This is a genomic window from Chitinophaga sp. MM2321 (assembly GCF_964033635.1).
Lineage (GTDB): Bacteria > Bacteroidota > Bacteroidia > Chitinophagales > Chitinophagaceae > Chitinophaga.
This window is the reverse complement of record NZ_OZ035533.1, coordinates 1,445,158-1,457,542: the sequence shown is the minus strand read 5'-3', so window position 1 is coordinate 1,457,542 and position 12,385 is coordinate 1,445,158. Positions and strand designations below refer to the sequence as shown.

The 12,385-nt window shown below is 47.5% G+C and carries 7 protein-coding genes; 4 read left to right on the top strand and 3 right to left on the bottom strand.

Annotated elements, in window-relative coordinates; translation table 11 throughout:
- Positions 1 to 2,112, bottom strand: a complete 2,112-nt coding sequence (locus tag ABQ275_RS05545) for an endonuclease MutS2 (RefSeq protein WP_349317280.1) — start codon at positions 2,110 to 2,112, stop codon at positions 1 to 3.
- A 511-nt stretch (positions 2,113 to 2,623) separates the two neighbouring features.
- Between ABQ275_RS05545 and msrA the strand changes: the two genes are divergently transcribed.
- From msrA to ygiD, 4 genes are all read left to right on the top strand, one after another.
- The gene (gene msrA / locus ABQ275_RS05540) at positions 2,624 to 3,178 is read left to right on the top strand and encodes a peptide-methionine (S)-S-oxide reductase MsrA (RefSeq protein WP_349318786.1); all 555 of its coding nucleotides are present in this window, start codon (positions 2,624 to 2,626) and stop codon (positions 3,176 to 3,178) included.
- A 213-nt stretch (positions 3,179 to 3,391) separates the two neighbouring features.
- Entirely contained in the window at positions 3,392 to 3,829 is a 438-nt protein-coding gene (locus tag ABQ275_RS05535; protein ID WP_349317279.1) for a hypothetical protein, read from the top strand.
- 76 nt (positions 3,830 to 3,905) lie between these two features.
- Complete coding sequence (locus tag ABQ275_RS05530) at positions 3,906 to 4,316, top strand: Rrf2 family transcriptional regulator (RefSeq protein WP_349317278.1); 411 nt, start codon at positions 3,906 to 3,908, stop codon at positions 4,314 to 4,316.
- A gap of 99 nt (positions 4,317 to 4,415) precedes the next feature.
- Positions 4,416 to 5,237: a 4,5-DOPA dioxygenase extradiol gene (ygiD, locus tag ABQ275_RS05525; protein WP_349317277.1), complete on the top strand. Its 822-nt coding sequence runs from the start codon at positions 4,416 to 4,418 to the stop codon at positions 5,235 to 5,237.
- Position 5,238: 1 nt separating this feature from the next.
- Here ygiD and ABQ275_RS05520 read toward each other — a convergent pair whose 3' ends face one another.
- Entirely contained in the window at positions 5,239 to 7,632 is a 2,394-nt protein-coding gene (locus ABQ275_RS05520; RefSeq protein WP_349317276.1) for an ABC transporter permease, read from the bottom strand.
- 163 nt (positions 7,633 to 7,795) lie between these two features.
- Complete coding sequence (locus ABQ275_RS05515) at positions 7,796 to 12,361, bottom strand: DUF3320 domain-containing protein (RefSeq protein ID WP_349317275.1); 4,566 nt, start codon at positions 12,359 to 12,361, stop codon at positions 7,796 to 7,798.
- Between the last annotated feature and the right edge of the window lie 24 nt (positions 12,362 to 12,385).

Below are 12,385 nucleotides of genomic sequence, written 5' to 3'. Positions count from 1 at the left end.
TCAATCTACTGTTTCTTTTGGCTTCTCCTGCACCACCACCAGGTCACTGAGCTTCACATTGATAGGGATATTTCCCAGCTGCACAATAGCCCGTTTATCACGGATCTCCAGCAGCTTGCCTACCTGTCTGTTACTCACAATCTTTACCTGGTCTCCTACCTGACACTGACCGCCAACTTCTTCAAATTTATCTTTTACTTTTTTGTCGATCTTTTCGTTTATCTGCTTTTCACGACGACGGAATAACAGGATCTCAGCCTGTTTCATCACCCGTTCTTTATCATCGGTACGCTTCCATTCCACGACGATCTGCTTCAACTTTCGTTCCATATCTTTCAGATATTGCAGGTCATTTTCCTTGATCTGGTTCTGCAATTTCATAAAAGTAACCTGCTGGTGCTTCCGCTCTTTATCTGCCAGCAATTCGTATTCCTTCTTCAGCCGTTCGTTTTCTTTCAGCAGTTTCTGCAACTCTTTTTCCTTCGACTCTACTACCTGGAGATCCTGTTCTGCCTTGTTCAGCAATTTATCCAGCTGGAAGTGTCCTTCATCCACGAGCTTTTTAGCACGCGCAATGAGGGCAGGATCAAGACCAATACGTTCCGCAATAGAGAAGGTGTAAGAGCTGCCCGGTTTTCCTACCATCAGCTTATACATCGGCATCAGGCTCTTTTCATCAAAGCCCATCGCGCCGTTGATGATACCTCTTACCTTGTTGGCCATCACTTTCAGGTTGAGATAGTGCGTGGTTACAATGCCAAAGGCGTGCTTCTTCGCCAGTTCTTCCATAATCACTTCTGCAAAAGCACCGCCCAGGTTCGGATCTGAACCACTTCCCAATTCATCTATGAAGAACAACGTTCTGCCGTTGGCGTTCTCCATAAAATATTTCATGTTCTTCAGGTGAGAGCTATAAGTACTCAGTTCAAATTCCAGCGACTGTGTATCCCCGATGTGGATCATCAGTTGTTTGAAGATGCCCATCTGGGAAGAAGGATGCACGGGTACCAGCAAACCGGATTGCAGCATCAGCTGTAGCAGTCCTACTGTTTTTAACGTCACCGTTTTACCACCGGCATTGGGTCCGCTGATCACGAGGATATGCGCATCCTTATCGAGATTCAGGTTTACCGGGATCGTTGGCTTGTTGCTTTTACGGTTATATAATAACAGAAGGGGATGATAGGCTTGTATGAGGTGCAGCTGTGCCTGTGGTACCAGCATCGGGTAGTTGGCGTCCATGTCCAGCGCCAGTTTGGCTTTAGCACGGATAAAATCAAAGGTCCCCAGGATTTCGTGGTAGCCGTTGAGCAATCCCGCGTAACTGCTAAGGGAGGCAGTCATCGCTTTCAGGATGCGGTACACCTCACGGCCTTCTTCTCTTTCCAGCGATTGTATATCATTATTGAGTGCAATCGTTTCGTCCGGTTCGAGGAAGGCAGTTTTGCGGGTATCGGATTCACCGTGGATGATGCCTTTGATCATGCGCTTGTTTTCTGCATAGATGGCTACTACCCTGCGGCCGTTCAGAAATGCTTCTTCCTGGTCGGCCAGGTAGTTGAGCTTCTGCAACTTTTGCAGGATACGGTCAAACATGCGGCGCAGCTCCGTACGCTTGCGGTACAGGGAGATCCTGATCTTCGACAGCTCCGTAGAGGCATTGTCGCGCACCTGTCCGGCTTCATCCAGCACTTCATCTATCAGTGCGGTGATCTTCTTTTCGTAGTGGGTATCTTTGATCACTTCAAAAAGGCCACCATATTGAATACGGCGGTCATGATCAAAAAAGCGGACGATACTATGCATGCTTTCCGCCAGTTTGCGCAGCATCATGGCCTGTTCGCCAGATAAAACCGCGCCCTGGATAGATAAGAGACGTAGCTCTGTTTTCAGGTTTAAAATATAGTCGTTAGGAAAATATTCCTGCAACAGGATCAGTTGTTTGAATTCATGTGCCTGTTGTAAAGCTGTTCTAACGTAATCTATATGCGTGTGCAGCCGGAGGTCGATAGCCATCTGCTTACCTAGTTCCGTTTTGCAATGCTCTTGCAGCAATGCCTGAACTTTATCGTATTCCAACTGCATTAACGCAGACTCAGGAAAATATTTCAAGTGATATTTATTTAAAGATAAAACGGCACCATCGTTTAACAACGGTTTGTTGCCAGTAAAAATGATTAATTATCGGGCGCTTAAACGCGCCGCCCATAAGATGGCGGAGAAGTAGAGTCTGGGAAAATTGATTATCTCTTTATCATCGGCGATGTCATTATGCTATCAATGTATCCGGTTTCCCGGCTTTTTATATCTGTTCCTGCTGCTGCTGACGTATATTTTTTGACGGATTTCAGGGCCACATAGGTTCCCACAAACGGCAAAAGAATGTTAAAGTTACTTAACTTGTCGTTCTCTTGCATCATTTATTACGTAAATTATAAGGAATACAGACCTGTCAAAGATGAAAAGATATCGTGCAATACCGCAACAGTATTATATTCAGATACATATAAAAAAAAGCTGTATTCCTCCATTTTTTATGAGAAAATATTCAATATTCATGTTTCTGATCACATTGGCCCTCTTTGCCTGTGCGCAGAATAAAAAAGATAAAGTACCCGGTGATATGGAAGTAAAAAATAACACGAATGTAGAACAGGCCACCTTCGGCGGGGGCTGCTTCTGGTGTACAGAAGCCCAGTTTCAGTACCTGGATGGTGTACTAAAAGTGGAATCGGGATATGCGGGCGGATCAGTACCCAATCCTACCTACGAACAGGTTTGTGAAGGCAATACCGGTCATGCGGAAGTAATCCGGGTTACCTACGACACCACAAAAATCAGCTATGAAGAGCTGCTACAGGCATTCTGGGTAAGCCACGACCCTACCCAGCTTAACCGGCAGGGCAATGACGTGGGTACCCAGTACCGTTCCGTGATCTTCTACAACAATGAAGACCAGCACCAAAAGGCCGAATTTTATAAAAACAAATTACAGGAGTCAGGCGCCTACGATAAACCTATCGTTACCGAAATAGCGCCCATGACCACCTTCTACGAAGCAGAAGATTACCATCAGAACTACTATAACCAGAACGGCAAACAGCCCTATTGCACCTTTGTAATCAAGCCCAAACTGGAAAAATTCAAGAAAGCGTTTAAGGACAAACTGAAGAAATGACCAGGATTAAAGGATTTGCAGGATTTATAGGATGGGTGTAGAAGATCTAAGTGAATAAGATGTAAGCGGATAAGTTAAACTATGCAAACATCTTTGCTTGTATCTTCTACACCCATCCTATAAATCCTGCAAATCCTTTAATCTTGGTCAATCCTTTTTAATCCTGGTCAATTGTGCGTATATTAATGGTATCCTAAAAACTGCCATCTGTTAATGAGTGCTATTCTACAAGCTGCCTGCCCCTATTGCGGCAGTACTGATACAATTCGTACTATACCTGAAAAAGATCCATTTAATATAATGGTTATCTGTAATAACTGCCTGCGGGTGGTTGCCGGAAATGAAAGTGAAGCCATCAGGGGCAAACGGGCTCCTGTGGCCGCAAGGAAGGCTATTGCAGAACAAACGGTCAAACTTTGCCTGGATAACGGCAAAATCCACGGTGTCAAATATTACTATACAGAATACAACAAACTGCCCGGCATTGAGAAAATAGAGCTGCTACAGGCAAAGGAAGACGTGGAAATGCTGTTGCAGTCCCGCGGCCTTACCAATGCCATAAAAAGACCCAACAAAAACGGCTGCGTGATCGTCATCATCATACTCCTCCTGATTACCGCCAGCGTGATCTATTTCTTTACCCACCGGTAAAACTGCTTTACAACGATAAATTTTTCCATTCCCCCCAATTGGCGTACTTTTGTACTGTAACAAAGTCAATTACAGAATGAACAACGCCCGCTTTCCCATATCACTGCATATTCTTACCCTCATGACCAGGGAAACCGGGACATTACTGTCATCCGACTTTATTGCCGGCAGCATTAATATCAACCCCGTGCTGGTGCGCAAAGAAATCAGTAACCTCCGCAACCACGGACTGGTAGAGAGTAAGGAAGGAAAGAACGGTGGCGCCACCCTGGCTAAACCGGCATCGCAGATAAAACTGTCAGATATTTATCACGCCGTGCAACAGGTATCGCTGCTGGGCAACAGCCGCAACAGCCCCAACCCCGATTGCCTGGTAGGTAAACAGATTAATACACACCTCGATCATTTATACCAGGAAGTAGAAGGGGCACTACTGCATAAACTGGATAAAATAACCCTGGCTGACTTTTCAGGGCAGTTTATCTAACATTATAAATTTTCGATTTTGAGATTTTATTTCAACTATTAATCTCCGCTGTATTTCAAATTCCAAAATCAAAGATAAATAAATCCCAAAATATTTAACATGGAATTGCACGACCTCCATCATATTGCCACCGATTTTAAAAATACCGATGAGATGCCTGTGATGTTTATCGGGCACGGTAATCCTATGAATGGTATCAGTGACAACGCTTTTACCCGTACACTGGGAAAAATGGGAAAGTCGCTTCCCCACAAACCCGCTGCTATACTGGTGATCTCCGCGCACTGGCTCACCAAAGGCACACATGTGCTGGTAGCGCCACAACCAAAAACCATTCACGACTTTGGCGGATTCCCCGAGGCGCTGTTCCAGGTACAATACCCTGCACCAGGCGCACCGGAACTGGCACGTGAAACCAAACAACTTATTACAGGAACCACGGTTATAGAAGATGATCACTGGGGCCTGGATCATGGCGCCTGGACGGTATTGAAACACATGTACCCGCTGGCGGATGTTCCGGTATATCAACTCAGTATCGATTATCAGCAACCACCGGCATATCATTATAAACTGGCCGCAGAACTGAAAGCACTGCGCCGCAAAGGTGTGCTCATCATGGGTAGCGGCAATATTGTTCATAACCTTTACCAGGTAGTGTTCAGCCACAACGCACAACCATACGACTGGGCTATTTCCTTCGATGCCACCGTGAAACAGAAGCTGGAACAACGCGCCTTTACCGACCTGGTAAACTATCATACCCTTGGACAGGAAGCGCAATTATCTATCCCTACCAACGAGCATTATCTCCCGATGATCTATACCCTGGGACTGGTCAACAAAAATGAGGACATACAGTTTACGTATGAAGAAATACAGAATGGCAGCATTAGTATGCGCTGCTTTCAGACGGTATAATTTAATCAGTTCTTAAACTTTTTGCCGGATTGGTCGCTGCTGCTTTCACCGCATGGAAGCTCACAGTGGCCAGTGCAATAACAGCTACGCCACCTCCCGTGAGTACAAACACCCATAAACTGATACCGGTACGATAGGCGAAGTGACTAAGCCAGCGATCCATTACCCACCAGGATAAAGGAAACGCCAATGCGGAGGCGACCAATACCAGTTTCATAAAATCCTGCGACAACATACTTACAATACTGCTGGTGGAAGCCCCCAGGGTTTTACGCACGCCTATTTCCTTCGTTCTTTGCATAGCGGTAAAAGCAGCCAGGCCAAAGAGTCCCAGGCAGGCGATGAATAATGACAGCATGGCAAATAACATAAAGATCAATTCCTGCTTTTGTTCACCGGCATATTGTTTCGCAAAATTCTCGTCTATAAAACTATAATCGAAAGTGTGTATGGGGTCAAATGAGCGAAAGGTTTTCCCGATAAATGCCACCGCAGCAGGTACATCTTTCTGGCTGATCTTAACATAAATATTATCCTCAAAATTTGGGGAGGGTGGCATTTCCAACACCAGTGGCGCTATTTTATGTTGCAGAGAATAGATATGAAAATCATTCATAACGCCCACGACTACACGTTCTACCCTTGTACCCTGATCATCTATTTTAAACTGTAGTCGTTTACCCAATGGCTGTTCCCAGTGGAGCGCCTTTACCAGCGTTTCATTCACCAGCACAGCGTAGTTCCTGTCTGCTTCACCGGTATCAGAAAAATTGCGCCCACTCTGCAGGGTGATGCCCATTGTTTTGAGATAGTCTGCATCTATCATAAAGTTTTGTGCGATATAGGATTCATCGGAGATACTGCCGTTCTTCTCGAAGAAAAATCCGTGGCCGCCGATATTATTCTTCCCTATCGGATTGCTTGCCGCCGATACCTGCTGAATGAGGGGATTGCTGAGCAGCTGCTCTTTCAGCGCCCTGACCTTGTTGCGCACCTCATCGCTGTGGAGATGAAATGATAATACCTGGTCTTTATTGAAACCAAGGTTCTTTTTCATCACATATTGCATCTGATCATAAGCCACGAGGGTGCTTGCCACCAGCATAATGGCAATAATAAACTGGAACGTAACCAGCCCTTTGCGGAATCCGGCATGGCTACCGCCACCCAGCTTACCTTTCAGCGCACTGATGACCCGGAAACCGGACATGAATACAGCAGGATAAATACCGGCCAGCAAACCCGCACATAACGACAACATCCCGATAGCGCCCAATGTACGGGCTATTCCGTATTGCCAGATGTACAGGTGCGTACCCGTAAAGGAACTGAAATAAGGTAACGTTACAACCACAATCATCAGCGCCACCACCGCTGCTATCAGCGTCAGCAGAATCGCTTCTATGAGGAACATGCGGGCAATATCATCTCTCCCCGATCCCATTGTTTTCCGCACTCCCACTTCCTTTACACGGCCGGCTGCGCGAGCAGTAGCCAGGTTCATATAATTGATACAGGCAATGAGCAGAATAAGTAAACCGATGAAGAGAAAGATATAGATATACAGGATATTCCCGTTGGGAGAAATTTCATAATCCAGGTTCGAATGCAGGTGGATATCATGCACCGGTTGCAATTCCATCTTATAGGTAACGTTGCCCATGTGTGGTTTTAAATATCGTTCGAAGAACGCCGGGAGTTTACTTTCCAGCTCTTTAGCCCCGGCTCCCTCCTGTAATAACAGGTACGTATATACGTCGAAATTCTGCCAGCCATCTGCATTGTACCCCGGCGGTAATACGCGCAATGCACGGAACGAAAAATGAGAGTTGGAGGGCACGTCTTCCATCACGGCGGCAACGGTGTAAGAGATGCCGTCTTCCATCTGCAATGTTTTACCGGCAGCAGCAGCTGCATCGCCAAAGAGTTGTTGCGCCAGGCTGCGTGTGAGTACCAGTGCATGTGGGTCCGACAAGGCAGTAGCCTCATTGCCCGCCAGCAGCGGGAAAGAGAAGACACTAAAAAAAGAACTGTCCACAAAAAACATGTCTTCTACCTGCACATTCTTTTCACCATATTTCAATAATGCACCGCCATCCGGCAGTACCCGCGTAATACTTTCTATCTCCGGATAATCCTGCTTCAACACCGCTGCAAAAGGCGCCGAGGTAGAAGCCAGTTTAAGATTGCCACCAGACCAGGTAGCATGATTCACGGCCCGGTAAATACGGTTGGCATGCGGATAAAAATTATCGTAGCTGCTTTCCTGTAAAACATATAACAGCAACAGCCAGCAGGCAGCCAGGCCAATAGACAAGCCTGCTATATTGATCAATGTATAATACTTGTATCTGATAAGATTACGCCACGCAATGAGCAAGTAATTCCTGTACATCCTGAAAAAATATTACCGTTGAAAAATAACCCGCACCACATTGCCTTTATACAAAACAGGTAACAGCAAAAACATGCCATTACCTGTGCTGGTTAATTATTAATCTAAAATATATTATTTATTATATTAACATGTTCGGTTATGATACAAACTTTGTACGATATCAGGCTTTGAGCAGCTCTCCTTCCTTTTGTACTACCTTATTATCAATATTGATATCAATTGCTTTCAGGATCTCTTCTTTCATTTCTTCTGTAACACGGCTGTAGCCAAACATTTTTGCAATGAAAGGCACCGCATCTTCCCGTTGTATGGCAACGGCATCTTTCACTACTTTTTCCAGTGCTACGCCCATTTCTTCTACGGAAATATAATTGACCTTGCGGGCGCTGGCCGGTAACTGGCTGCGGTTGCGCACTACAGGCTCCGGCAATGAAGTATGCCACAGGAACTGTCCTTTGATCCTGATCCTTTTGCCGGCATCCGCATGCCTGACAGCATGCCGCAATACTTCGCGGATGCGGGGACCAACCCGCGTAATGCCTGCTGCTTCTACCATCCGGCGTGCTACTTCGTCGAAATGAACGGGGCTTTCTACGGTCACCACCTGCTCAATCCAGTTACACAACTCCCCGATAGGAGAAAGGTGAAATTCCTGGTCTTTGATCGTTGGCGGCAGTACCGCAATTTCATAAGCCGGCGCTTCCCTGCTTTCTGCCGCTACCACCTCCCGTGTCAATGTCAAGGGCGCGGTATCCAGTGCAACGGCTGCCTGTACTTCGTCTTCTATTAACAGGGCGCCTTTGGCTTTCTCAATAGCGGCCACCAGGCGGTGTAGTTCCCGCTCCGGATTGCGGAACCAGTCTGTACTCCAGATCCGGTGGATCTGCCAGCCAATAGCTTCCAGCATTTGCTGACGCAGCCTGTCACGGTCGCGTGCTGAGCGGGCGGAATGATACGCAGCGCCATCACATTCAATACCGAGGATATAACGGCCCGGATTTTCTGCATCTACAATAGCCATATCTATATAAAAGCCCCTGGAACCAACCTGCTTTCTTACAATGTATCCCATCGCTTCCAGCTTTTCAGCCACATTCTCTTCAAAGGGGCTGCCCGCCGGAAGGCCCGTCTCTACAGTGGTGTAGAGCCTTCCATGTTGTGCGAAATACAGGAAATTTTTCAGCGACCGGATGCCATAACTTTTTGTTCTGTTCAGGTCAATATCATCAGATGTGATGTTCGTAAATACTTCACAGCGGGTCTTTGCGCGGGTGATCAGTACATTCAGCCTCCGCTCTCCGCCTTCATTATTCAGTGGTCCGAACGACATGGCCACATAGCCTTCCTCCGTACGCCCGTAACCGATAGAGATAAAGATCACGTCGCGTTCATCCCCCTGCACATTTTCCAGGTTCTTTACAAAGAAAGGTTCATCCTGGTGATTATTGAAGAAGGATTCCAGCTCAGGATGTTGTCTGCGCCTGAGTTCCAGCACGTCGGTGATCGCCTGGCGCTGTGAGGTACTGAATGCCACCACACCCAGGCTGAGGGCTGGATTTTTGCGGGCATGCGCCATGACCGCATCGGCAACGATCTCTGCTTCTTTAGGGTTGGTGCGTGTTTTACCACGGTCGTACGCCGTATCTTTCAGGTGATGGAACACCAGGCCCTTGTTGTCTTTGGAACCGGGACTGGGAAAGATCACCAGTTTATTTTCATAAAATTCATGATTGGATAACGTGATGAGCGATTCATGCCGGCTTCTGTAATGCCAGCGTAGCATGCGTTGCGGCGCACCCTGCGCATCGCAGAGACCCAGGATGCTCTGCATGTCTGCCGTCACATTTTCTTCATCATCTGTTTCTTTTATAATTGTATCAAAGAAACTGGTGGGTGGCAACTGCTTAGTATCTCCCACTACCACCAACTGTTTGCCACGGAGAATAGCGCCCAGCGCCTCTACCGGGCGAACCTGGCTGGCCTCATCAAAGATAACCAGGTCAAATTCCAATGCACCCGGCGGCAGGAAATTAGCGATAGACAAGGGGCTCATCATAAATACCGGCTTGATGGCCTGTATGGCCAGTCCCGCTTCCTGCACCAGCTTGCGTATCGGCATATGCCGCGCCTTTTTATTAAACTCCGTACGGAGAATATTTACCTGTCCACCTGCATCTACACGAGGCATCTGCTCCCAGTGATGAAGCGCGGCACGGGCACGGTTATACTGTAAATTCAGCACATCTACACGCCGGAACTGCTGTATCAGTTCTTCATGACTGGGGCGGTCAAATTTACGCAGCACGGGCTGTGTTTTCACAGCTGTTTCCACGAGGTATTCATACCATGTTTTCAGCAATGTCGTTTTCAGGGAATGCTGCGCCTCCGGCCAGTCGAGGGCCGGTGTGATCAGGCAGCCGAGGTTTTCCTGTATAGCCGTTTCCGTTATATTGTTCCAGGCAATGACATGATAGATTTCCGGGAGCTGATTGATCCAGACAGCTAACCGCTGGCTTCTCGCGGCAAATGGCGCGGGCAATGCCGCTGGCCCCATTTCCAGTTTTTCCAGCAGCCGTGTTTGCACGGCTGCTACCGCCGCCAGTAATTGCATGATCAGATCACGGTCTGCTGCAGCGAGTGCCGGATTTATATGTGTGCCCAGATAGGCCAGTACAGCAGCCGGACAGGTACCTGCTGCAATACGTTTATGCGTTTCTGTTAGATAGTCCGTAACAATGGTTAATGCCTCCCAGTCGGATTGCTGTTTCTCATACCGGCTGCCGAACAGTTCTCTTCCCAGCACTGCATGCTCTTTGAGGATAGCATCATGACGCCGGTATTCCAGGATCGTATCTATATACAACAGTTTGTCATCATTATCTTCCGGCAGTACACCTTTGCATAATGCAGCCAGTTGCTGATTGCTGCGTTTGTAAGCACCGATCAGGAACTTATACCACTTACTACCATGTGCCAGCAGGTTTTCCCGGATCTCCAGTACATTTTGCTCATATGCTTCCGGTAAGAAGATCCTTTCAAATGCCTGGTGAATTTCGGTGGTACGTTTGCCTGCTGCCAGCCATTCCGCGATATCCTGCCGGTTCAGCAGCCAGCCTTTATGTGCAATATTTATGTCCGTCAGATCGGGTTGCCGGGATAGCAGATCGCATACATCCGCGAGTTGTTCGCATTCCCTGGCATCCAGGGGGACGGTGATGCCCATCTTTTGCGCGATGCCGGCAGTGGTTTGTTCCAGTTCCTGTAGCGAAGCCGCCGTTTCTTTCAATAAGCGCAACAATGCTTCCTGTTCATGTGGCAACAGTACCGTCAAGCGGCTGCCCCGGAACGTATGTGCCGATGGGATGCCGGTGTCCTGCAAACAGGCCTGGATGCGTTGCGCCAGGCCAGCAGCCTTGTTCATCGCAGCAGCATCCCAGGATGCCACTCCCGGTATATTGATCACCGGCAATTCCATACCGGCAGTTTCTTCGTTGATCCGTAACAGGTAGCCAATCACCTGGTGTACAGAAAGACCGCTTTGCGCTATCGGCGCATTTACCGACAGGCAATATTCATTCAATTCATTTTTATAATTGCCGAGCAATAGTACTTCTTCCTGTAATTGCTGTATAGTGGGGCGTCCCAGCTCCAACACACGGCGCAGCTCCTGGTGTAACTCTTTTTTGTTGGCTTTATGGCTGTGTAATTCCAGGCAGGCTTCGCCCAGCTGGATGTTATCCAGTCTGCGTTTTACCACTTCCAGCGCCGCCATCTTTTCCGCTACAAACAACACTTTTTTTCCTTTGCCGATAGCATCTGCAATAATATTTGTAATCGTTTGCGACTTCCCTGTACCCGGCGGACCCTGGATCACCAGGTTACGCCCTTCCTGCACGGCCAGCATGGCCATGATCTGTGAACTGTCGGCATCCACTACCTGGAATAATTCATGCGCATTGGTATCATTATCAAGAAAAGCATCTTCCGGCACCTGCGGTAAATTATCTGAAAACCCGCCACCAAAAAGGCTCTGGATCACAGGATGTGTCAGCAGTTCATCGCCCTGTTGCCATTTGGCTGCGTCCAGGTCGTTGTAAATCATAAACTTACCGAAAGAGAAAAAGCCCAGCTCAATAGTATCCGAAGCCACTTTCCAGCCAGGAACACCGGCCACCGCTTCTGTAACCTCCACAAAATATGCGTTGACATCAAAATCATCGGCCTCCGGCAGATCCGGAATAATGATATTGAACTCCGATTTCATCTTCGCCTGTAACGAAATATTCGCGCCTACTTCTTCCAAAGTATATTTCAAACGGAAACGCTCCCGCGCACTGGACCGGTCCAATAACACCGGCACCATGATCAGCGGGGCCATCCTCACTTCCTCACTGCCAGCCTCCTGCCAATGGAGCATACCCAGTGACAGATACAGAATATTCACCCCCTGCTCTTCTATACTCATCCTTGCGGCATAATATGTATTCAGCAACCGGGTATGCAGGCTTACCTGGTTTTCATTTGTCTGCAAACGTGTATCATTATACGCTTCTTTCGACACTGCTGCAACCGGTTCATTATACACCACCTCACTCTCCTCCCCCTTCTTATCAGGGCGTCCTAAAAAAGACATGGCCTTATTCTCCTTTACGAGAATCTCATAAACAGCGGCGGAAAGTTCTTCTACAATATGTAAACCTTTACCCGCCGGCAATTTGTAATTCAACAAAGGATTTCTAAGACCTAAGTC